This window comes from Paraperlucidibaca sp. (genome assembly GCF_982810325.1).
In genome coordinates, this window is the sequence record NZ_CEYEMI010000004.1 from 15198 (window position 1) to 36508 (window position 21311).

Sequence of the window (21311 nt, forward strand, 5' to 3'; positions counted from 1 at the left end):
GGATTCTACACCGTTTTCGCGATCTCGCGGATCTCGGTGAGGATCTGGCTTCGGGTGAAAATTAGGTGCCAGCGGCGGCCACCAAGGCGGCGCCAGAGCCAAGCGGCGCGAACGCCGGCAAGTAAAATGGCACGGATGCGTTCAGCCATGCCGGCGGCTTGTAAGTGTTGCGCGTTTCCGCGTAATTGCACGCGAAATTGCAGGCTACCCAAAGTATCGACATAAACCGAACCGAGAGCTTGCGCGAGTTCGCTATCGCTCATGTCAGGATTAAACTGCTGCTGGCGGGCAACAGTCTCAAGGCGCTGGCGCAAGTTGTTTTGCACATCAGGCGAGCGCACTAAATGCTTCTCTACCTGCACGATGCCCAGCCCTAGGCGAACGATTTCACCGGCTTGAGCTAATGAGCGACCTTGTTCCATCAGGCAACCCTCCAACCACATCAGGCCTTGCTCTAAGCCACGCGCATCAGGATAGATTTTGTTGATGTCATCGGTGTCGAGCACCAGCGATGAGCGCCGCAAAAATGCTTCTGCTTCCGGGTGGCTTTTGCCTGTCTTTGCTAATTCAGCGGCAAGGCCTGCGGCTTGAAAAATAGCGGCTAATGCCAAGGTTTTATCGCGGTTCAGTTGGCTCATGTGGCAAATGTCTCCTCAATCACGCCGCCGCCCAAACAGACTTCGTCCTGGTAGAAAACCACGGATTGTCCGGGCGTAACGGCGCGCTGTAATTCATCAAAAGTGACGCGGTAGCCTGAGCCAGACGCTGTGATGGTGCAGGCCTGATCGGCTTGGCGATAACGTGTTTTTGCCGTGCATACCAACGGCAGTTGCGGCGCTTCACCAGCAACCCAATCAATCATTGACGCGTATAAAGAGCGGCTTTGCATTAATGGGTGCTCATGGCCTTGGCCGATAATCAGCACTTGCCTCGCCATATCTTTGCCGACCACATACCACGGCGACTCATTGGCATCTTTTTGCCCACCAATACCAATGCCTTGGCGCTGTCCCAAGGTGTAATACATCAAGCCCTGATGCTCACCAATCACTACACCGGCATCGGTTTCAATAGATCCGGGGCGTGCGGGAAGGTATTGTTGCAAAAAGTCTTTAAAGCGGCGCTCGCCAATAAAGCAGATGCCAGTGGAGTCTTTTTTCGCTGCCGTCGCTAGGCCTAACTCACTGGCAATGCGCCGCACTTCAGGCTTAGGCAATTCGCCGACTGGAAATAAGGTTTTCGCTAGTTGCTCGCCAGCTACGGCGTGTAAAAAATAGCTTTGGTCTTTATTGCTGTCGAGCCCACGTAGCAAGCGCGCTGGCTGTTGTTCGTCGCGGCGGGCGTAATGGCCAGTGGCGATATAGTCAGCGCCAAGCATCATGGCGTAGTCGAGGAAGGCGCGAAATTTGATTTCTTTATTGCAGAGAATGTCGGGGTTTGGCGTGCGGCCAGCAGCGTATTCCGCCAAAAAGTGCTCGAAAACACCATCCCAATATTCGGCGGCGAAGTTGGCCTTATGCAAATGTATGCCGAGTTTGTCCGCCACCGCCTGAGCGTCGGCTAAGTCTTCACGTGCCGTGCAGTATTCGCTGCCGTCATCTTCTTCCCAGTTTTTCATGAACAGGCCTTCGACCTGCCAGCCTTGCTGGATGAGCAATGCCGCTGCAACTGACGAATCGACGCCGCCCGACATGCCGACAATCACGCGGCCACGAACGGCATCGGTTGGTTTTGTGTCGGCTGAGGGGGCGAGCGATGACATGGCGTATGAGTTCAAAAATTCGAAGGCCGCATTCTAGCAAGCTTTGTCGGTGGTTTGGGCTTAAGCCGGCGCTTGTGTGGTGTTGATCGAACTGTCTAGCGCTGTGCAGGCCCTAAAGTGCGCACTGCTTCATTTATGTCAATTTCGCGCCACTCGCCAACGGCTAGGCCGTCGAGTGTCCATGGGCCAACGCGCTCGCGAATGAGGCGTAAGGTTGGTAGGCCAACAGCAGCCGTCATACGCCGTACTTGACGATTACGACCTTCATTTATGCTCAGGCGCAGCCAATCTGTTGGAATGCTGGCGCGAAAGCGTACTGGCGGATGGCGCTCGCTGACTTCAGGTGCGGGCGTTACATGCTCAGCCATCACCGCTCGCGCTGGCCCATCTTTAAGCATGATGCCGTTGCGCAAGGCACTTATAGCATCATCGCCAACGCTGCCTTCGACCTGCGCCAAATAAGTTTTGTTCATTTTCGAGCGCGGTTGGGCAATACGTGCCTGCCACACTCCGTCATTGGTCAGCAACACCAAGCCTTCAGAGTCGTAGTCGAGGCGTCCAGCGGGATAAACATCGCGCGGGCGTTCAATGCCGCTCGCTGCCATAACCTCGCTCAAGGTCAAGCGCTCACCCTCAGGGCTGAATTGGCACATCACATTGAAAGGCTTATGCAGCAAAATTAGACGAGAAGGGCTGTCTTCCTTGAACTTTGGTCGACTTTGAGGGTGAACGGTGGTGTTTTTTTGCATGAGATGTCTTGGGAGTAGGAGGCAGCATGAGTATACTCGAGACCAATAAGAACGATTCAATACTGGCTATTGCAATCGCCATCCCGGCGCTACCCGCGCCACTTTCCTGACGGAGTACCTGCAGAATGGGTTACCAGAAGATTTCGGTTCCAACCGATGGTGGCAAAATCACCGTCAACGCCGATTTATCCCTTAATGTACCAAATTTCCCCATCATTCCATTTATCGAAGGCGACGGCATCGGCGCTGACATCACACCAGTGATGATCAAAGTGGTTGATGCAGCAGTGACTGCCGCTTACGGCAACAAGCGCGCTATTTCGTGGATGGAAGTTTATTGCGGCGAGAAAGCCACTAAAGTGTACGGTAGTGACTCTTGGATGCCAGAAGAGACTTTTGAGGCGCTGCGCGAATACGTTGTCAGCATCAAAGGCCCATTGACCACACCAGTAGGCGGCGGCATTCGTTCGCTTAACGTGGCATTGCGCCAAGAGTTAGACCTATACGTTTGTATTCGCCCTGTGCGTTGGTTCCCTGGCGTTCCTAGCCCGGTTCAGCATCCTGAGCTGACCAATATGATTATCTTCCGCGAAAACTCAGAAGATATTTATGCCGGCATCGAGTGGAAGGCCAACACGCCTGACGCGATCAAAGTCATCAAGTTCTTGAAAGAAGAAATGGGCGTGACGAAGATTCGCTTCACTGAGAACTGCGGTATTGGCATTAAGCCTGTATCGAAAGAAGGCACGCAGCGCTTGGTACGCAAGGCCATTCAGTACGCCATCGATAATGATGAATCGTCGGTAACGCTAGTGCACAAAGGCAACATCATGAAGTACACCGAAGGTGCCTTCAAAGAGTGGGGCTATGAGCTGGCGGCTGAGCGTTTTGGCGGCGAGCTGATCGACGGCGGCCCATGGATGAAACTCCGTAACCCAAAAACCGGTAACGATATCATCATCAAAGATGTCATCGCCGATGCCTTCTTGCAGCAAATTCTGATGCGCCCATCTGAGTACTCGGTAATTGCTACCTTGAATCTCAACGGCGATTATATTTCCGATGCGCTTGCTGCTGAAGTTGGCGGTATCGGCATCGCGCCGGGTGCTAACTTGGGCGGTTCGATTGCTGTCTTTGAGGCAACCCACGGCACGGCGCCTAAATACGCTGGCCAAGATAAGGTCAACCCAGGCTCAATCATTCTCTCAGCTGAGATGATGTTGCGTCATATGGGCTGGGGCGAAGCTGCTGACTTGATCATCAAAGGCGTAGAAAATGCCATTGCCGCGAAAACAGTGACCTATGACTTCGAGCGTTTAATGCCCGATGCCACATTGCTGCGCTGCTCTGAATTTGGCGATGCCATCATCAGCCATATGTAAGTATGACTAAAGACACCTTTGCTTGGCTGCGTCATGGCTAAGCAAAGGTGTTTTTTTTCGCCTAATGGTTTTGCCCGAGGTTTGTTTAGTCGCTAAGCAGTAGCAAATACAAGATGGTTAAATGCATAAATTCTCTACAGTTAAGGCTAGTCAGCGCAACACTATCTGCTAGAGTGAACTAACGATTAAATTTCTATGATGCCGTATGAATGCAACGAGTAAGTGGCCATTGAGTGGCCCAGACAGTGATGATGAGCGGCCCGATGTCGGTCGCACAGCGCTGATTGAGCCGCCAAAGCCAGAGTTACAGATACCAAAACGCTATCAAGTTGTGCTGATTAATGACGATTACACTCCTATGGAGTTTGTCATTGAGGTGCTGGAGCTGTTTTTCGGCCTGACCGGTGAACATGCAACACGCCTAATGCTACAAGTGCATCATATGGGTAAGGCTGGAATCGGCTCTTATTCACGTGATGTAGCAGAAACTAAAGCGGCCATTGTGGTCGATTACGCGCGGCAGCATGAGCATCCGCTGCTGTGTCTGGTAGAGCCGGTGCTGTGAGCACGGGCAAGGAGAGGCAGGCATGTTAAGTCGGGAACTAGAACTGACCCTCAATGTGGCATTCCGTGAGGCAAGAGCAAAACGCCATGAGTTCATCACGGTGGAACATTTATTGCTGTCACTACTGGATAACGAGTCAGCAGTCGCTGCGCTACAAGCTTGCGGTGGCGAATCCGATGCCATGCGTCGTGAATTAACAACCTATATAGATGATGCAACGCCTGTGTTGCCAGAGCCCGATGGTGGGCGCGAGACACAACCTACGCTTGGCTTTCAGCGCGTTCTACAGCGCGCCGTGTTTCATGTGCAGTCTTCCGGCAAGCGCCAAGTAGTCGGCGCTAATGTCTTGGTGGCGCTATTCTCTGAGCAAGAATCGCATGCGGTGTATCTACTGAAGCAGCAGGGCATTGGCCGTCTAGATGTGGTGAATTACTTGTCACATGGAAGCTCATCTCCAAATGAAGATGAGCCAAAAAATAATGAGTCCTCTGAAGCAGAGGGTGGAGCTGAAGCCGTTGCCGATTCGGCATTGGTGAACTACACCGTTAATTTAAACGAGATGGCGAAAAAGGGCCGCATAGATCCGCTAGTTGGTCGCGAGCCAGAAATTGAGCGTGCGATTCAAGTGCTATGCCGTCGTCGCAAAAATAATCCTATCTTGGTGGGTGAACCGGGCGTCGGCAAAACCGCCATCGCTGAAGGTCTGGCGTGGTTGATTGTCGAAGGTAAAGTGCCAGATGCTATTGCCGATGGCGTGGTGTATTCGCTGGATATCGGCGCTCTGCTGGCGGGCACAAAATACCGTGGCGATTTCGAAAAACGCTTTAAGGCTTTGATTAATGAGTTGATCGATAAGCCCAGCGCCATTTTGTTTATCGATGAAATTCACACCATAATTGGTGCTGGTTCGGCTGGCGGCGGCGTGTTGGATGTTTCGAACCTGCTTAAGCCTGCGCTTTCTAATGGCACACTAAAGTGCATGGGATCAACGACTTACCAAGAATATCGCAATCTATTCGAGAAGGACGGTGCGCTATCACGTCGCTTCCATAAGATCGATGTGGAAGAGCCCAGCGTTGATGAGACCTATCGCATTTTGCGTGGTCTGAAGTCGCGCTTTGAAGAGCATCACGGCGTGCGTTATCACGACAAAGCACTGCTCTCGGCCGCCACGCTTGCCGATCGCTATATTAATGAGCGCTTCCTGCCCGATAAAGCCATCGACTTAATCGACGAAGCTGGTGCTTTCCAGCGCCTGCAGCCGGTAAGCAAGCGCAAAAAAGTCATCACTGTTGCTGATATCGAAGAGATGGTGGCAAAAGTTGCGCGCATACCTGCAAAGGCTATTTCGTCTAATGACAAAGAAGCGCTGCGCAATCTTGAGCGTGATTTGAAAATGACGGTGTTTGGTCAAGATGCTGCCATTGATTCGCTAGCCGCCGCGATCAAATTGTCGCGCGCTGGCTTGAAGTCGCCCGAGAAACCAATTGGCAGCTTCTTGTTTTCTGGCCCAACGGGCGTTGGTAAAACCGAAGTCACGCGTCAATTGGCTCGCACGTTAGGCATTGAGTTGATACGTTTCGATATGTCCGAATATATGGAGCGTCACACCGTATCTCGCTTGATTGGTGCGCCACCAGGCTATGTTGGTTTTGACCAAGGTGGTTTGCTTACCGAAGCTGTGACCAAGCATCCGCATTGCGTATTGCTGCTTGATGAAATCGAAAAGGCGCATCCAGAGGTGTTTAACCTGCTGCTACAGGTTATGGATCACGGCACTCTGACAGATAACAATGGCCGCAAAGCTGACTTCCGTCATGTGGTGTTGGTTATGACGACTAACGCCGGTGCTGAACAAATCAGCCGCTCGAGCATGGGCTTTACGCATCAGGATCACAGTAGCGACGGTACTGAGGCGCTGAAGAAAACCTTCACCCCTGAGTTCCGTAACCGTCTCGATGGCATTATCGCGTTTTCTGCGCTCGATCCTTCGGTCATTGGCAGTGTGGTCGATAAGTTCTTGGTTGAGCTACAGGCTCAGCTCGACGACAAGCATGTGCTACTTGATGTCGATGAAGATGCACGTACGTGGCTGGCTGAGAAAGGCTATGACCGCTTGATGGGCGCGCGTCCGATGGCGCGTGTGCTGCAAGAGCACCTGAAGAAGCCGTTGGCCGAGATGATTCTTTTCGGCAAGCTTGCTGATAAAGGTGGGCGAGTTGCGGTGTCTGTTAAGGATGGAGCATTGGTGCTTGAGGCCGAGGTCGTTAGTAAGCGGGAGCTTGCTAAGACTGTTTAGGGGTGTTTTGGTTTGGGGTTGAGACCATGGGGTGGGTGAGCCACGCTGCGCTATGCTTCACCCACCCCATGGTCTCAACCCCGCATTCGGAATCATCTGTGGCTTAGACCCTTGAGCCGCAGCCCAGATTCCACCCAAAGGTGCCGTGCCTGAGCACTGGGTGAAGCATAGCGAAGCGTGGCTCACCCAGTGCTCAGGCACGGCACCGCTGTCAGTTAAAGACTAACGCTCAGCTCACAAAGACCGCCGCTTAAGCCCAACCGTCGCCATAATTCGAGTAGAAATCTCTTCAATCGACAAATGCGTCGCCTGAATAAACGGCACACCCTCACGGTTAAACATCGCCTCCACAGCGCGAACCTCTTTCTGACACTGGCTCAACGACGCATAGCTCGAATTTGCACGCCGCTCATTACGAATCGCAGACAAGCGCACCGGATCAATCGTTAAGCCGAAAATCTTATGCTTATGCTCGCGCAAGGAGCTAGGCAGGCGAAGATCATCAAAATCATCTTCGGTCAGCGGGTAGTTACCAACAAAAATCCCAAACTGCAAAGCCATATATAGCGACGTTGGCGTTTTGCCAGACCGTGATACGCCGACTAAAATAAGGTCCGCTTTATCGTAGTGTCGAGTGCGAGCGCCATCATCGTTATCGAGCGCGAAATGCACCGCATCGATGCGAATATTGTAGCTCTTGTTATCAATAATCGAATGCGACTTGCCGATTGCGTTAACTGCCTGAGTAGCAAGTTCGGTTTGTAATTTACCGACGAATGTTTCGAATACATCCATCATAAAGCCATCGGCACGCGCGATAACGTCACGGATATCTTTGTCGACGATGGTGTCGATAATAATTGGGCGGTTTGCCGTGCCTTCTTGATTAGCTACGCGGTTGATTTCTTTTGCTACTGCCTCGGCTTTTTCAACGGTGTCGATATAGGGCAGGGTGCTCTCTTCAAACTCGACATTTTCAAACTGAGCAAGCAGGCTGTGACCTAAGGTTTCGGCTGTAATGCCGGTGCCATCGGAGACGAAAAATACAGTGCGCTTCATGTTTTTCCCCATTTATATTTAAAGTAAATAGATGATATTTACTTTATGAATGATGTGATCGCTCAGTTCGCGCTAACGCATTTCTAGTCTGCCATGAAAAAAGACAATTAAAAACAACTGCCTAAGTCTATTGCCTAAGACTGTATTGAAGCCAATAAAAGCCTGCGACCTTGGTCGGAAAAGCCGACGAGGAAAACAGCAAAGGCGAAAAGCATAGAGTAGAATCAATTCACTCTGTCGCAGCGTGTGATCCACCGCGACGCGAATCCTCACCCCAACAGGGAGCATCACCGTGGCTAATCTTGTCATTCCGTTTCAGCAGTTAGGTAAACACGATGTCGACACCGTCGGCGGCAAAAACGCATCTTTAGGCGAAATGATCAGTAATCTGGCCAATGCCGGTGTTTCTGTTCCTGGTGGCTTTGCAACCACAGCGCAAGCGTATCGCGATTTTCTAGAACAAAGCGGTTTGAACAAACGAATTAACGATGTGCTCGACGCGCTTAATGTTGATGACGTAGTGGCCTTGGCTGTAGCAGGCAAGAAAATCCGTCAGTGGGTTGTTGAAACGCCATTGCTGCCAGCTTTAGAAGCTGAAGTTCGCCAGCACTTCGACGAACTGACCGGAGGCAATGAGCAAATGCCGGTAGCCGTCCGTTCGTCGGCAACCGCAGAAGACTTACCTGATGCCTCGTTTGCTGGCCAACAAGAAACCTTCCTCAATATTCGTGGTTTCGACAATGTGCTCGTTGCCATCAAAGAAGTGTTTGCTTCCTTATTTAATGACCGCGCGATTGCTTACCGCGTTCACCAAGGCTTTGAGCATAAACTGGTGGCTTTGTCTGCCGGCATCCAGCGTATGGTGCGCTCGGAAATTGGTACCGCTGGCGTCTTGTTTACGCTAGATACCGAATCAGGCTTCCGTGATGTCGTGTTTATCACTGCCTCTTACGGCCTGGGTGAAATGGTCGTGCAGGGCGCAGTAAATCCTGACGAATTCTATGTGCACAAAAGCACATTGAATGCCGGTCGCCCAGCAGTGCTGCGTCGTAACTTGGGTACGAAAGCGCAAAAAATGATTTATGGCGACAGCGGTGCGGCTGGTCATTCCACGCAAATCGTTGATGTTGATAAAGCTGAACGTGCTGTTTTCGCCCTAAGCGATGCCGAAATCGAAGAGCTATCACGTCAAGCACTGATCATTGAAAACCATTACGGTTCGCCAATGGACATCGAGTGGGCGAAAGACGGCGACGACGGCAAGCTTTACATCGTGCAGGCGCGCCCTGAGACCGTGAAAAGTCGCCAAAACGTCGGAACCATGGAGCGCTACCTGCTCAAGCAAAAAGGCAAAGTGCTGTGCGAGGGCCGCTCAATTGGTCAGCGTATTGGCTCTGGCGTTGTTCGCGTTGTGCGCTCGATCAAAGAGATGGACAAAGTACAGCCCGGCGATGTCTTAGTGTCTGATATGACCGATCCTGATTGGGAACCGGTAATGAAGCGCGCCAGCGCCATCATTACTAATCGCGGTGGCCGTACTTGCCACGCCGCTATCATTGCGCGCGAATTAGGTGTGCCGGCCATTGTTGGTTGCGGCAATGCCACTGACATCTTGAAAGATGGCATGGAAGTGACTGCATCATGTGCTGAAGGCGATACCGGCTTTATTTACGAAGGCTTGCTCGACTTCGAAATTCAGAAAAACTCCATTGAATCGATGCCGAAACTGCCATTCAAAATCATGATGAACATCGGCAACCCCGATCGTGCATTCGATTTTGCTACTTTGCCTAACGAAGGCATTGGCTTGGCGCGTCTTGAGTTCATCATCAACCGCATGATTGGTGTCCACCCGAAAGCACTGCTGAACTATGACACGTTGCCACGCGACATTAAGCAAGCTGTTGATCAACGCTGTGCCGGTTATGCATCACCAGTCGATTTCTATGTCGATAAACTGACTGAAGGTATTGCTACGCTAGCGGCGGCTTTCTATCCGAAAAAAGTCATCGTGCGCATGTCGGACTTTAAGTCCAACGAATACGCCAACTTGATCGGCGGTAAGCTCTACGAGCCGGAAGAAGAAAACCCAATGCTCGGCTTCCGTGGTGCCAGCCGCTACATCTCCGACAATTTCCGCGATTGCTTCGATCTTGAAGTGCGTGCGCTGAAAAAAGTTCGCGATGTCATGGGCTTAACCAACGTCGAAATCATGATTCCATTTGTTCGCACACCAACAGGTGCGGCGAAAGTTATCGAGCTGTTGGCTGCCAAAGGCCTCAAGCGCGGTGAGAATGGCCTACGCATTATCATGATGTGTGAGCTACCCACCAACGCCATCATGGCCGATGAGTTCTTACAGCACTTCGATGGCTTCTCAATCGGCTCCAACGATTTAACACAGCTAACGCTGGGTCTAGATCGTGACTCCGGTATCGTCTCGCATCTGTTTGATGAGCGTGACCCAGCAGTGAAGTTCTTGCTCTCGCGCGCCATTAAGGCTTGTCATGATGCCGGCAAATACATCGGTATTTGTGGCCAAGGCCCATCAGACCATCCTGACTTTGCACAATGGTTGATGGAGCAGGGCATTGATTCGGTGTCGTTGAACCCAGACTCAGTGCTAGCAACGTGGTTCTACTTATCGGAAAATCACGGTAAGTAATTTGCCGTAGTTTCTGATGCGTACAGCATGAAAGGCGGGGTAACCCGCCTTTCGGCTATCTACTGTTTGATTAGTGTTGGGTGAGCCTGAGCCATGACTTATGTTGTGCTAGAAAAACTCATGTATTTAGACGATGGCTATCGCGGAGAGTTCTCGGTCGATGGCGTGCCGTTATTACTGATTCAGGAAAATGGTCAGCGTTATTTAGTGCGCAACCAATGCCCACATCGGCAAGCAGAGCTAAGGTCGGCGAATATTGCTCAAGCCGATGGCGAGAGAAACTTAAGCCTACGCTGTGTGAAGCATGGTTGGCGTTTCGATGTGGTTACTGGGGAGTGCAAAATGCCAGGTCTTGGGCCTTGCCTAAGTCGTTACGCCTTAGTGCTCGAGGGCGCGACTATTGGGGTGCTGACGCCACTTGAGGCACTACCTGCGCATACAGCCGCTGATAACGACTCATTACGCGAGCCACATAATCTTTGGTCTCGCTAAACGGCGGAATGCCACCATAGCGATCAACATTGCCTTGGCCCGCGTTATAGGCGGCTAGGGCGATTTTCACGTCTTTATATCGGTTCAGCAGATAGCGTAAATGTTTGCTGCCGGCCTCAATATTTTGTTCAGGATCCCAGACATTGGCCACGCGATACTGGTCGGCGGTGGCAGGCATCAGTTGCATTAATCCTTGCGCACCAGGGCCAGAGCGCGCATTGGGGTTAAAGCCCGATTCAGTATGTATCACTGCCTTTACCAGGCCAAAGTCGAGATTATGCTTAGCCGCTGCGGCAGCAATGACGGCATCAAACGCATGTTTATTTTTGCTGGCACTGGGGCGCACGGAGGTCTCATCTGTTCCCCAATTGCCATAGCGATGGACATTGGTGTCGGCGTACCAGGTTACTTTAATTAGCCTTTGATAACGCTTATCGGCTGCCTGCAATGGCTTTTTACCACCGGCAGCGACTTGGTTGGTTAGCAGCATATTGCCGTTGGCATCTTGGAAGCGATAGAGCTTTTCGGCCTGAACTGGTGTTGCGCACAGGCAGCAAGCCATCAAAGCTAGGGCGCCACGACGGCTCGCGCAAAGGCGCTGTCGGCGATAAATGGCGGGCAATGATGGCATGAAGTCCTCGGCTAGTGCTGACGGCGGCGGCGCTTGCGGGTAGAGTCGCGCAGTGTAGGTCTTAAGGATAGTGCTATGTCGGGTATTTTGTTAGCAGGCGCCAGTGGTTTTATTGGTGAAAAATTAATTCGTCTATTAGAGCAAGCGCCATCACGGCCTAAGCTGATGAGCGTTGGTCGGCGACCGCTGCCTTTTTTGAAGCCAAAGTCGCGCGTGCAAGAACATATTGCTAACTTCAATTCGCTTGAAGGCTGGATGACCACGTGGCAGGCCGAAACAGCCGTGTGCTGTCTTGGCACCACCATCAAAACCGCAGGCAGCCAAGCGGCATTTCGCGCAGTCGATTACGATGCCGTGATCGCATTTGCGCGTTTAGCCAAACGCATCGGCGTGCAGCACTTTATTGTAGTCAGCGCAGTCGGCGCCTCGACAAGTTCGGCGTCGTTTTATTCGCGTGTGAAAGGTGAGATGGAAGCGGCATTGCAAGCGATGGATTTTTCCACGCTGAGCATTGTGCAGCCGTCACTTTTGCTCGGAGAGCGCGCCGAGCAGCGCCTTGGCGAGCGTATTGGTCAGGTCGTATCTATGCCTTTAGCGCCTTTGCTGATGGGGCCTTTATCATCTTATCGGCCAATTCACGGCGCTGATGTGGCGAAAGCCATGGTGACCTTAGCATTAGGACCGATGCCTAAGTATGGCGTTGAGCGTTTACACTATAACGACTTGATGGCTTTGAACTAAACAGGAGCGAACGATGTCTTTTGTAACTTGCGATTTATGTGATGACCACGCCGATGTCGTGCGTGTTTGCGAGCCGATGTTTTCTAACTTTGGCGGCTCGTTAGCTTTCGGCGGCGCCATGGTTACGGTGAAATGTTTCGAAGACAATTCGCGCGTTAAAGAACTGCTGGCAACTCCTGGCGATGGCCGTGTGTTAGTGGTTGATGGCGGCGGTTCGCTGCGCTGCGCCTTACTAGGCGACATGATTGCCGAGAGCGCTGTAAATCAAGGTTGGGCTGGCGTTATCGTTTATGGCTGCATTCGCGATGTCGATGCCATCGCTGAGCTGGAGCTGGGCGTGCAGGCGCTGGCATCGATTCCGCTTAAAAGTGTGCGCAAAGGCGTCGGTGAGGTCGATGTGCCAGTGACCTTTGGTGGCATCACCTTCCGTCCTGGCGAATATGTCTATGCCGACAACAACGGTGTCATCACCGCACCGCACGCATTGATCTAGCTACATCCAACCCGCTCGTCGCAATGTACTGTGCAGTTTCAGGCAGGCGAGCGTGGTTAAAACAACCACGGCTGGATAGGCGTAGGGCAAGCTTAGCTCCGGCATAAACTTGAAGTTCATGCCATAAATACTGGTGACTAAAGTGGGTAGTGCCAGTAGCGCAGCCCATCCTGCAAGCTTCTTTACAACCTCGTTCTGCTTAACGGTAACCAGCGATAAATTCACTTGAATGGCCGAACTCAGCAGCTCGTTAAGCGCATCGATAGCTTCATTAATGCGGGTGCAATGGTCGGCAATATCGCGAAAATAAGGGCGAATGGCTGGGTGCACGAGATTATCTGTAGCGTGGCTTAATTCCTGTGCGATATCTTGCATAGGCGATGAGGCTAAACGCAGCGTAATGAGCTCACGCTTGAGTATATAGAGCCGTTTAATGGTGCCGCGTTTGTAATGCGGTAAGAAAATATCAGCTTCAAGCTGGTGCAACGTCTGTTTAAAGTCTTCCACGATGGGCACGTAGTTATCAACGATAAAATCCAGCACGGCGTATAGCGGATAGCTTGGGCCGTGCGCTAACTGCTGTGGGCGCGCTTCAACGCGCTGGCGCATGGTGGCGTAGGAGTGTGAGGGGCCGTGACGTACGCTAATGATAAAGCGCTCGCCTATAAATAAATGCGTTTCGCCAAACACAATCCGTGAGCCTTCGCGCTCAGCGGTATGCACGACGACAAAGCGTTGTGTGCCATAGGCTTCTATTTTCGGGCGCTGATGGGCTCTTAGTGCATCCTCTACAGCCAACTCGTGTAAATCAAACTGGTTTTGCAGCAGCGTTAATGTGTCGGCATCGGGCTCGTGTAGGCCAATCCATAAAAATGCTTGCGGATTGGCGGCGAGAAAATCCCGTGACTTGGCCAGCTCAACGCGTTCGATTTGCTTGCCAGTATTATCGTAGGCAATGGAGTTGATGATGCCGTTGGGCATGGGCGACCTCTGTTTTTATTTTTAGCGAACCAAGGCTGATGGCAGCGAGAAAGTTATTGGTCTAGAGCATGCCATGATTTTTTCATATGCCATATAAAAACAAACCCGCACTAGGCGGGTTTGTTTTTAACGCAGGAGCGATTGCTTAGGAAAGCAAATGCGCCACGCCGTCACGTTCTTCAAGCAGCTCATTGAGCGTGAAGTCCATGCGTTCACGTGAGAAGGCATCAATTTCTAAGCCTTCAACGCGTGTGTATTCGCCGTTTGCACAAGTCACTGGCACGCCGTACATGACACCTTCAGGGATGCCGTAGCTACCGTCGGATGGAATGCCCATGGTGACCCATTTGCCATTGGTGCCTAGGGCCCAATCGTGCATGTGGTCAATGGCAGCGTTGGCAGCAGAGGCTGCTGACGACAAGCCGCGAGCTTCGATGATGGCGCCGCCGCGCTTGCCAACGGTTGGCAAGAACACATTACGGTTCCAGTCTTCATCGTTGATCATGTCTTTAACGCTAGCACCAGCGATAGTGGCGAAGCGGTAATCGGCATACATAGTTGGTGAGTGGTTGCCCCACACGGTCATGGTTTCAATGGCGGCAACGTCTTTACCAGTTTTGCTGGCCAACTGCGATAGGGCGCGGTTGTGGTCTAAACGCAGCATGGCAGTGAAGTTTTTCGCTGGTAGATCAGGTGCTGATTTCATGGCGATATAGGCGTTGGTGTTAGCTGGGTTGCCAACGACCAACACTTTGACATTGCGCGATGCCACGTCGTTTAAGGCCTTGCCTTGCACGGTGAAGATTTTCGCGTTTTCTTGCAAAAGATCGCTACGTTCCATGCCTGGGCCGCGTGGGCGAGCGCCAACGAGCAGGGCGTAGTCAGCATCTTTGAAAGCAACATTTGGGTCATCGCTACCAACCATGCCGGCCAGCAGTGGGAATGCGCAGTCGTCGAGCTCCATCATCACGCCTTTTAGCGCAGCCTGGGCTTTCTCGAAAGGCACTTCCAGCATTTGTAAAATAACGGGCTGGTCTTTGCCGAGCATTTCGCCAGAGGCAATGCGGAACAATAGGCTATAACCGATTTGGCCGGCGGCGCCGGTAACTGCTACGCGAACGGGCTGTTTCATGAATAAAACTCCTGATGGGGCGTTTGAATAGAGGTTGTCTGGGGTCATGAGCGGATAGCCCAGGTGACAACACAAGCCGTGGGCGATTGTACAAGCCTGTCGCGAAACTTGCGACTGAAAATGCCGCCGCTTATCGCGTGATTTTGCTAGACTATGGGCCACGAAGAGCTGGTTTTTCCCTACGATATTGCGAGTGAGTACATGTTAATTCGAAAGCTGTTTCGCTTTGAAAATGCGCATATTGTGCGTAATTGCAGTAGCGATCGCTGTAAGCGCTCGATTCATGGCCACAGCTATCAAGTAGAAGTTCTGCTCGAAGCCCACGCCTTAGATAACGGCCAAATGGTCTACGACTTTGGCCTGATGAAAGACGATATTCGTAATCTTATCGATGCCTTTGACCATGCTGTGGCGTTTTGGGATGAAGATGACGCCGACTATATTGCCGCGTGTAAGCAGTTTAGCGCGCGTTGGGTTGCCTTACCGGTATCGCCATCGGCAGAGCAGTTTTCAAGAGTATTTTTCACGCTAGTTGACCGTGCATTAAGCCTTACCGATATGGCTAATGGCGAGCAAGATGTGCGACTGCACTCAGTCATTGTTCATGAAACTACTACTGGCTACGCCCAGTGCTTTCGCGATGACATCGATAATCCGCGCATTGGCCCTGTTGATATGGCGCGCGTTGAATTCTCTGAACAAGTGCAAGAAGAATGGCCAGACAGCACGCTTTGGCAGCGCCTGCAGCGAGGTGAGCGCAAGCAGAATCCAGTGGTTGTGCAGCAAGTTATTGCCAAGCAGTAATTCGCTGTCACTACACTGTCATCTATCTAGGCTTAACTCTCCTGACCAAATAAAAAGTCAGAAGAGAGAAAAGTATGGACATGGAACGAGAAGAGTTTTGGGAACGCGATGAGCTAGAACTTTGGCTAAGCGATGAACCAAACGTTGATGATGCTGTTGAAATCTAAAACCCGCACCTAAAATATAGCCGCAGTTATTGAAACGCCTTTCGCCCATTGAGTGTAGTCGCTAGACTAATCGCAACGCGCTAAAGGTTAGCCCATGGATTCCTTTCGAAATATTGGCTTAATGGGCCGCCCCGGCAATGCCGCGGTGGCTGACACATTAAGCGATCTGCATCGTTACCTCGTCGCTCAAGGCCGTCACGTCATTTATGACGATGATACGGCTGAGATCATGGGGCGCGATGATATTCAAGTTTGTTCAAAAGCTCAGCTCGGTGAAGCCTGCGACCTGATTATTGTTGTCGGTGGTGATGGCTCTTTGCTGCACGCTGGCCGCACGCTAGCTCGTGCAAATACTCCTGTGCTTGGCATTAACCGTGGCCGTTTAGGCTTTCTCACCGATATTTTGCCGAGTGAAATAGAGCAGCAAGTGGGCGCAGTTTTATCTGGGCAGTACAGCGAGGATGTGCGCTTTTTGCTAAGTGCCACCGTAGTGCGTAATGGCCGTGAAGAGAGTGAGATGCTGGCGCTTAATGATGTCATTTTGCACACCGGCACCACTGTACACATGATCGAGTTTGAGCTTTATATTGAGGGCCAGTTCGTTTATCGACTGCGTTCCGATGGCCTAATTATCTCCACACCGACAGGCTCCACGGCTTATGCCTTATCCGGTGGCGGTCCAATTTTGCATCCAAAGCTCGATGCCATCGGCCTTGTGCCCATGCATCCACACACGCTCAGCAGCCGACCCATTGTTGTCGATGGCAATAGCGAAATTAAGATTCTAGTATTGTCGGACATCCCGCCGCGCGTGAGTACCGATGGCCAGCCCGGGCAGATTTTGCAGGCCGGCGATTGGATTTATGTGCGTAAGCATCCATTCAAATTGCGCTTATTGCACCCACCAGGCCATGATTTTTATGCCGCTTGCCGCACCAAACTCGGCTGGAATAGCCATCAAGCCGGCATCGATTAATCCATTTTAAGTTTCAGAGAGTGACATGAACGAAGCCGTATTAGCGCGCATGCTCGATGTACTAACGCCAGACATCGTTGCCAACTTAAAGCGTGCGGTGGAACTGGGTAAATGGCCGGATGGCAAGCGCCTAACGCGCGAGCAATTAGAAACCTGCATGCAGGCAGTTATTGTCTGGGAGAAGCAGCATTTGCCGGTACAAGAGCACAGCGGCTACATCCATAAAGAGCAAAAGGAAGGTGAGGTCTGCGACGACCCATCAGTGGTAGAAAAGCCGGTTAAGTTTCTGCACTAAACAACTGATTTACCAGCGAAACCTATTCCAGTTTTCTGGGTTTGCCCAGAACCGTGGATTGAGCCAGTCGGGCACTGGCTTATAGGTTTTAATATCAAAGCTCCAAGCCTCGATGAGCTGCTGCTCTTGCTCAAATCGTGCGTGACGTTGCATGCCTAGCGCCAGTAAGTCGGCGGCCTGCCAGCGAAATGCATCGACAGGAATAAACGCCAGTACCTGCCGCGCATGCAAGTCACGCAGGCTCGATAGCAGGTGTAGCGCTTGGCTCGCTGTTAGCGTGTCGGGCAGGTGGGCAATGGCGAGAGCATAGCGCTTTTGCCACGGCTCGCTGAGCAAAGCGCTGGCTGTACGCGTTGTCCATTGCGCATTGTTTGGCGGTAAAACGGCAGCATCTGAGACCCACAAGCAGTCTGCGTCTGTGCTGATGTGAGCAATAGCCTCGGCGAGCAAATGCGCTGCTGCGGGAGCGAGTGTTGATGTCGCCGAGGCGATTTTAGCGCCGTTGAACGTGGCATCATCGGGCTTAGCTTGGTCGGGCATGGCTTCATCGGGCATAGCAATATCCTATTTTCGCCCCAACACAAGGAGCCGATATGCGCGGTACTGTACGGAAAATGCGAGTCGATCAACAGACCTTAGGTAGCGATGACCTACGTTATTTTTTGCCCTTAGACGGCATCGATTTTTCGCTCAATGAGCATATCGGCCAATCGCTGCGCATCAGCTGCTCTGAGCGTATCACCTGTGTCGGCTGCGGTAAGTCGAGCAATAAATCGTTTAGTCAGGGCTATTGTTATCGCTGCCTGACCACGCTCGCTGCCTGCGACATGTGCATCATGAAGCCGGAAACTTGCCATCATCATCTGGGCACTTGCCGCGAGCCGAGCTGGGGAGAGGCCAATTGCATGATCCCGCACATTGTTTATTTAGCAAACTCTACTGGCGTGAAGGTGGGTATTACCCGCGAAACACAAATTCCTACGCGCTGGGTTGACCAAGGGGCAGGGCAGGCCTTACCGATTTTTCGCGTTGCGACACGGCGTTTGTCAGGATTGATTGAGGTCGTGCTGGCTGAGCACATCAGTGACAAAACCAAATGGCAGGCCCTAGTCAAAGGCGATTATGCCGATATGGATTTAGTTGCTGAGCGTGAGCGGTTGTTTGAGCTCTGTCATGCCGAGCTAGATGCGCTGATGGCGGAATACCCTAGTCAAATCGAGCCACTAGAAGCAGAGGTGTTAGCCTTAGGTTATCCAGTGCAACAGTTTGCGCTGAAGGCTAAGTCACTTGCGCCAGAAAAAGGCGTGGTTGAGGGCGTGCTGACCGGCATTAAAGGCCAATATTTATTATTCGATACGGGCGTGCTCAATGTACGCAAATACACCGGTTATGAATGGGAAGTGACTGTGCTATGAAGACCGAAACAGGTGTGGCGGCAAAGACAATTTATCTGAAGGATTACCAAGCACCGCATTACACGCTCGAGCACACAGAGTTGCACTTTGAGTTGCTCGGCGACTATACGGAAGTCAGCGCTGAGTTGCGCTTTAAGCGCGCTTTAACAGCTCCTAAAGAAGCTGTTTTAACCTTGCTAGGCGCCGATTTAGAGCTACTAAGTGTGGCTTGGAGTGGCCAGCTTCTGAGTGCCAATGATTGGCAATGGCAAGATGAAAAGTGGCAGTTCGCCGGCGCCGGTGAAGGCGGGGTGCTGAGCACTAAAGTGCGCATTTATCCCGACCAAAATCTCGCGCTAGAGGGTTTGTATCGCTCGCACGGCCTCTATTGCACGCAATGCGAGGCTGAAGGCTTTCGCAAAATCACGCTTTATCCTGATCGCCCCGATGTGCTGTCGACATTTCGCACCACCATCGTAGCTGATAAAGCCAGCTGCCCCGTGCTGCTCTCCAATGGCAACTGCGTCGCAACAGGCGACTCTGAGAATGGCCGCCACTGGGCAACATGGGAAGATCCGCACCCCAAACCCAGCTATTTATTCGCCTTAGTGGCCGGCGATTTAGCAGTATTGCGCGATAGCTTTACCACCGTCAGTGGCCGTGAAGTTGCACTAGAGATTTACACTGCTGAAGTTGACCAAGATAAGTGCGATCACGCCATGCGTTCGCTGCAAGCCGCCATGCGCTGGGATGAAGAGCGCTACGGCTGCGAGTACGATTTAGACCGTTACATGATTGTGGCAGTGTCGCATTTCAATATGGGGGCGATGGAAAACAAAGGCCTAAATGTCTTCAATACCAGCTGTGTCTTAGCGCATCCGGCAACCACGACTGATGCCGGCTTTCAGCGCGTAGAAGCGGTGGTGGCGCATGAGTATTTTCACAACTGGAGCGGTAATCGTGTGACTTGCCGCGATTGGTTCCAGCTCTGCTTAAAAGAGGGCTTTACGGTATTTCGTGATCAGCAGTTTTCAGCCGACCAGCTCTCGGCGGTGGTGCAGCGTTTAGAAGACGTCGCCTTCCTGCAAACGCATCAATTCGCTGAGGATGCCGGCCCCTTAGCGCACGCTGTACGGCCCGAATCATTCGTTGAAATTAATAACTTTTACACGCTCACGATTTATGAAAAAGGCGCAGAAATTGCCCGCATGCTGCACACTTTTTTAGGTGCCGATGGCTTCCGTCGTGGCAGCGATCATTACTTCAAAACCTACGATGGCCAAGCGGCAATAGTCGAAGACTTTCTCAACAGCATGGCCGTAGCCAATGGCCTAGATGCCGGCGCGTTTGTTAGCCAATGGCTGCGTTGGTACCGCCAACCTGGCACGCCCGTGGTGAGCGTCAACAGCGTTTGGCAGAAAGATATCCAGCGCCTCACGCTGACCTTGACGCAAACTCAATCTTCGAAAAGTAGCTCAACGCCAGAGTCACTCCCCATTCCCGTGCGCTTGGGTTTTATCGGTAAAGAGGGCGAGCTCTCGACCAGCCTAAATGGCGTAACGGCGAATGAGCATCTGCTAGTGTTAGAGCAGGCCGAGCAAAGCTGGCAATTTGATGATGTTTCGCAAGTGCCAGTGCTATCGCTATTTCGCGATTTCAGCGCGCCAGTTCGCGTCAAAGCTGAGTTTGGCGATGCCGATCTGGCGCAACTCATCCGTCTTGATAGCAATAGCTTTAATCGTTGGTCGGCGAGTTACGCTTTGGCCACGCGCGAGATTTTAGCGCTGGCTGAGCAATATCGCAGCGGCGATTTGCGTGCGCATCAACCGCAGGAAAGTGCTCTAGCAGCAGCCATTGCTGAGGTTTGGTCGGAACTTGCAGCCAGTGATCCGGCCTTGGCGGCAAAAATGCTGCAACTACCGAGCTTGGCGTATTTGTCTGATCAAGTGGCCTGTTATGACCCCGAAGCTTTGCAGCGCGCGCGTGAGAGTGTGCTGCTGCAAGTAATAGCACCCTTGCAAAGCGCATTGGGTGCGGTGTTGGCCAAGCAAGAAATGCTCAAGCCATATGTTTACTGCGCACAAGCCATTGCTGCCCGCAGTGTCGAGGCGGTAGCGCTGGATGGTTTGGCGCGTTTGCAGTCAGGTGCGGCTGCGGCCATTGCACAACATTGGTTGAAAGAGGCGCCGCATATGAGCGCCGAGCAAGCCGCCTTGACGACATTGGTTCATCATCAATTACCCGGTGCCGATGATGCTTTGCAGGCATTTTATGCACGCTGGAAGCATGAGCCGCTAGTGTTGGATCAATGGTTCGCGACCCAAGCCAGTGCGCCGCAAGCTGAAACACGCGAACGCGTCGAGGCCTTGCTCACGCACAGCGATTTTGATGCCACTGTGCCCAATCGCGTACGCGCTGTTATTGGCCAGTTTGCCAACAATAATCCCGTGGCATTTCACGATGCAGAGGGCAGGGGCTATGGCCTAATAGCTAAGCAGTTGCTCGCCATTGATGCGCGTAACCCGCAACTGGCCTCGCGCCTAGCTGGCGCTTTCGGCATTTGGCAAAAGCTCGATGAGTCTAGGCAAGCGCATATCCTACGAGAACTCGATGGGCTTTTATCCGGCGATTTATCATCGGATACGCGGGAGACGCTGTCGCGTATCCGCGGCTAAGGTTTAATTCCCTCTGTGTTGGCGCGCGGTGTCTCTTGCCGCGCGCCAT

The 21311-nt window shown here is 52.1% G+C and carries 19 protein-coding genes and 1 pseudogene; 12 read left to right on the forward strand and 8 right to left on the reverse strand.

The window, feature by feature from the left end; translation table 11 throughout:
* Positions 1–5 precede the first annotated feature (5 nt).
* From AC3DKE_RS02790 to AC3DKE_RS02800, 3 genes are all read right to left on the reverse strand, one after another.
* On the reverse strand, positions 6–638 hold the full coding sequence (locus AC3DKE_RS02790; RefSeq protein ID WP_340674782.1) for a lysogenization protein HflD: 633 nt from the start codon (positions 636–638) through the stop codon (positions 6–8).
* On the reverse strand, positions 635–1762 hold the full coding sequence (gene mnmA / locus AC3DKE_RS02795; RefSeq protein WP_340674781.1) for a tRNA 2-thiouridine(34) synthase MnmA: 1128 nt from the start codon (positions 1760–1762) through the stop codon (positions 635–637). The genes AC3DKE_RS02790 and mnmA overlap by 4 nt, the downstream gene beginning before the upstream one ends.
* A gap of 95 nt (positions 1763–1857) precedes the next feature.
* Positions 1858–2511, reverse strand: coding sequence for a pseudouridine synthase (locus tag AC3DKE_RS02800; protein ID WP_340674780.1), 654 nt, complete (start codon positions 2509–2511; stop codon positions 1858–1860).
* A 125-nt stretch (positions 2512–2636) separates the two neighbouring features.
* On the opposite strand from AC3DKE_RS02800, the gene icd reads away from it, so the two are divergent.
* The 3 genes and pseudogenes from icd to clpA all read left to right on the forward strand — a co-directional run.
* Entirely contained in the window at positions 2637–3893 is a 1257-nt protein-coding gene (gene icd / locus AC3DKE_RS02805; protein WP_340674779.1) for an NADP-dependent isocitrate dehydrogenase, read from the forward strand.
* A gap of 205 nt (positions 3894–4098) precedes the next feature.
* Positions 4099–4458, forward strand: coding sequence for an ATP-dependent Clp protease adapter ClpS (gene clpS, locus AC3DKE_RS02810; RefSeq protein ID WP_340674778.1), 360 nt, complete (start codon positions 4099–4101; stop codon positions 4456–4458).
* A gap of 22 nt (positions 4459–4480) precedes the next feature.
* Positions 4481–6694, forward strand: a pseudogene (gene clpA, locus AC3DKE_RS02815) (ATP-dependent Clp protease ATP-binding subunit ClpA); the annotation flags it as partial.
* Between the two features lie 297 nt (positions 6695–6991).
* Here the strand turns inward: clpA and ppsR are convergent.
* Positions 6992–7828, reverse strand: coding sequence for a posphoenolpyruvate synthetase regulatory kinase/phosphorylase PpsR (gene ppsR, locus AC3DKE_RS02820; protein ID WP_484216494.1), 837 nt, complete (start codon positions 7826–7828; stop codon positions 6992–6994).
* A gap of 280 nt (positions 7829–8108) precedes the next feature.
* On the opposite strand from ppsR, the gene ppsA reads away from it, so the two are divergent.
* Both ppsA and AC3DKE_RS02830 read left to right on the forward strand, forming a co-directional pair.
* The gene (ppsA, locus tag AC3DKE_RS02825; RefSeq protein WP_340674776.1) at positions 8109–10481 is read left to right on the forward strand and encodes a phosphoenolpyruvate synthase; all 2373 of its coding nucleotides are present in this window, start codon (positions 8109–8111) and stop codon (positions 10479–10481) included.
* A gap of 93 nt (positions 10482–10574) precedes the next feature.
* On the forward strand, positions 10575–10973 hold the full coding sequence (locus AC3DKE_RS02830; RefSeq protein WP_487990032.1) for a Rieske (2Fe-2S) protein: 399 nt from the start codon (positions 10575–10577) through the stop codon (positions 10971–10973).
* Here the strand turns inward: AC3DKE_RS02830 and AC3DKE_RS02835 are convergent.
* Complete coding sequence (locus tag AC3DKE_RS02835) at positions 10879–11604, reverse strand: lytic transglycosylase domain-containing protein (RefSeq protein WP_340674774.1); 726 nt, start codon at positions 11602–11604, stop codon at positions 10879–10881. The two genes, AC3DKE_RS02830 and AC3DKE_RS02835, sit on opposite strands and share 95 nt — an antisense overlap.
* 75 nt (positions 11605–11679) lie before the next feature.
* Between AC3DKE_RS02835 and AC3DKE_RS02840 the strand changes: the two genes are divergently transcribed.
* Positions 11680–12345 carry an NAD(P)H-binding protein gene (locus AC3DKE_RS02840; RefSeq protein WP_487990033.1) on the forward strand — a complete coding sequence of 222 codons (666 nt, stop codon included), beginning with the start codon at positions 11680–11682 and terminating at the stop codon, positions 12343–12345.
* A gap of 13 nt (positions 12346–12358) precedes the next feature.
* Positions 12359–12838: a ribonuclease E activity regulator RraA gene (gene rraA, locus AC3DKE_RS02845; RefSeq protein WP_379069550.1), complete on the forward strand. Its 480-nt coding sequence runs from the start codon at positions 12359–12361 to the stop codon at positions 12836–12838.
* On the opposite strand, the gene AC3DKE_RS02850 is transcribed toward rraA, so the two are convergent.
* Entirely contained in the window at positions 12839–13819 is a 981-nt protein-coding gene (locus AC3DKE_RS02850; protein ID WP_340674771.1) for a magnesium and cobalt transport protein CorA, read from the reverse strand.
* A 145-nt stretch (positions 13820–13964) separates the two neighbouring features.
* Positions 13965–14951 (reverse strand): malate dehydrogenase, encoded by a 987-nt coding sequence (locus AC3DKE_RS02855; protein ID WP_340674770.1) that lies wholly within the window; start codon positions 14949–14951, stop codon positions 13965–13967.
* 201 nt (positions 14952–15152) lie between these two features.
* Here AC3DKE_RS02855 and AC3DKE_RS02860 point away from each other — a divergent pair, with 201 nt between their 5' ends.
* The 3 genes from AC3DKE_RS02860 to AC3DKE_RS02870 all read left to right on the forward strand — a co-directional run bounded on the left by AC3DKE_RS02860 (position 15153) and on the right by AC3DKE_RS02870 (position 17193).
* Positions 15153–15755 (forward strand): 6-pyruvoyl trahydropterin synthase family protein, encoded by a 603-nt coding sequence (locus tag AC3DKE_RS02860; RefSeq protein WP_487990034.1) that lies wholly within the window; start codon positions 15153–15155, stop codon positions 15753–15755.
* A gap of 261 nt (positions 15756–16016) precedes the next feature.
* The gene (locus AC3DKE_RS02865; protein ID WP_340674768.1) at positions 16017–16898 is read left to right on the forward strand and encodes an NAD(+) kinase; all 882 of its coding nucleotides are present in this window, start codon (positions 16017–16019) and stop codon (positions 16896–16898) included.
* Between the two features lie 25 nt (positions 16899–16923).
* Positions 16924–17193, forward strand: a complete 270-nt coding sequence (locus AC3DKE_RS02870) for a DUF1315 family protein (RefSeq protein ID WP_340674767.1) — start codon at positions 16924–16926, stop codon at positions 17191–17193.
* A gap of 9 nt (positions 17194–17202) precedes the next feature.
* On the opposite strand, the gene AC3DKE_RS02875 is transcribed toward AC3DKE_RS02870, so the two are convergent.
* Positions 17203–17748, reverse strand: a complete 546-nt coding sequence (locus tag AC3DKE_RS02875) for a DUF6231 family protein (RefSeq protein ID WP_487990035.1) — start codon at positions 17746–17748, stop codon at positions 17203–17205.
* A 38-nt stretch (positions 17749–17786) separates the two neighbouring features.
* On the opposite strand from AC3DKE_RS02875, the gene AC3DKE_RS02880 reads away from it, so the two are divergent.
* Positions 17787–18608, forward strand: coding sequence for a DUF2797 domain-containing protein (locus AC3DKE_RS02880; RefSeq protein ID WP_487990036.1), 822 nt, complete (start codon positions 17787–17789; stop codon positions 18606–18608).
* Positions 18605–21262 carry an aminopeptidase N gene (gene pepN / locus AC3DKE_RS02885; RefSeq protein WP_487990037.1) on the forward strand — a complete coding sequence of 886 codons (2658 nt, stop codon included), beginning with the start codon at positions 18605–18607 and terminating at the stop codon, positions 21260–21262. Before AC3DKE_RS02880 ends, pepN begins: the two co-directional genes overlap by 4 nt.
* The last annotated feature ends 49 nt before the right edge of the window (positions 21263–21311 follow it).

Excerpts from the sequence above, each read along its gene's own strand:
- AC3DKE_RS02790 (WP_340674782.1), bottom strand. The coding sequence starts at position 638 with ATGAGCCAACTGAACCGCGATAAAACCTTGGCATTAGCCGCTATTTTT.
- mnmA (WP_340674781.1), bottom strand. The coding sequence starts at position 1,762 with ATGTCATCGCTCGCCCCCTCAGCCGACACAAAACCAACCGATGCCGTT.
- AC3DKE_RS02800 (WP_340674780.1), bottom strand. The coding sequence starts at position 2,511 with ATGCAAAAAAACACCACCGTTCACCCTCAAAGTCGACCAAAGTTCAAG.
- icd (WP_340674779.1), top strand. The coding sequence starts at position 2,637 with ATGGGTTACCAGAAGATTTCGGTTCCAACCGATGGTGGCAAAATCACC.
- clpS (WP_340674778.1), top strand. The coding sequence starts at position 4,099 with ATGAATGCAACGAGTAAGTGGCCATTGAGTGGCCCAGACAGTGATGAT.
- ppsR (WP_484216494.1), bottom strand. The coding sequence starts at position 7,828 with ATGGGGAAAAACATGAAGCGCACTGTATTTTTCGTCTCCGATGGCACC.
- AC3DKE_RS02830 (WP_487990032.1), top strand. The coding sequence starts at position 10,575 with ATGACTTATGTTGTGCTAGAAAAACTCATGTATTTAGACGATGGCTAT.
- AC3DKE_RS02835 (WP_340674774.1), bottom strand. The coding sequence starts at position 11,604 with ATGCCATCATTGCCCGCCATTTATCGCCGACAGCGCCTTTGCGCGAGC.
- AC3DKE_RS02840 (WP_487990033.1), top strand. The coding sequence starts at position 11,680 with ATGTCGGGTATTTTGTTAGCAGGCGCCAGTGGTTTTATTGGTGAAAAA.
- rraA (WP_379069550.1), top strand. The coding sequence starts at position 12,359 with ATGTCTTTTGTAACTTGCGATTTATGTGATGACCACGCCGATGTCGTG.
- AC3DKE_RS02850 (WP_340674771.1), bottom strand. The coding sequence starts at position 13,819 with ATGCCCAACGGCATCATCAACTCCATTGCCTACGATAATACTGGCAAG.
- AC3DKE_RS02855 (WP_340674770.1), bottom strand. The coding sequence starts at position 14,951 with ATGAAACAGCCCGTTCGCGTAGCAGTTACCGGCGCCGCCGGCCAAATC.
- AC3DKE_RS02860 (WP_487990034.1), top strand. The coding sequence starts at position 15,153 with ATGTTAATTCGAAAGCTGTTTCGCTTTGAAAATGCGCATATTGTGCGT.
- AC3DKE_RS02865 (WP_340674768.1), top strand. The coding sequence starts at position 16,017 with ATGGATTCCTTTCGAAATATTGGCTTAATGGGCCGCCCCGGCAATGCC.
- AC3DKE_RS02870 (WP_340674767.1), top strand. The coding sequence starts at position 16,924 with ATGAACGAAGCCGTATTAGCGCGCATGCTCGATGTACTAACGCCAGAC.
- AC3DKE_RS02875 (WP_487990035.1), bottom strand. The coding sequence starts at position 17,748 with ATGCCCGATGAAGCCATGCCCGACCAAGCTAAGCCCGATGATGCCACG.
- AC3DKE_RS02880 (WP_487990036.1), top strand. The coding sequence starts at position 17,787 with ATGCGCGGTACTGTACGGAAAATGCGAGTCGATCAACAGACCTTAGGT.
- pepN (WP_487990037.1), top strand. The coding sequence starts at position 18,605 with ATGAAGACCGAAACAGGTGTGGCGGCAAAGACAATTTATCTGAAGGAT.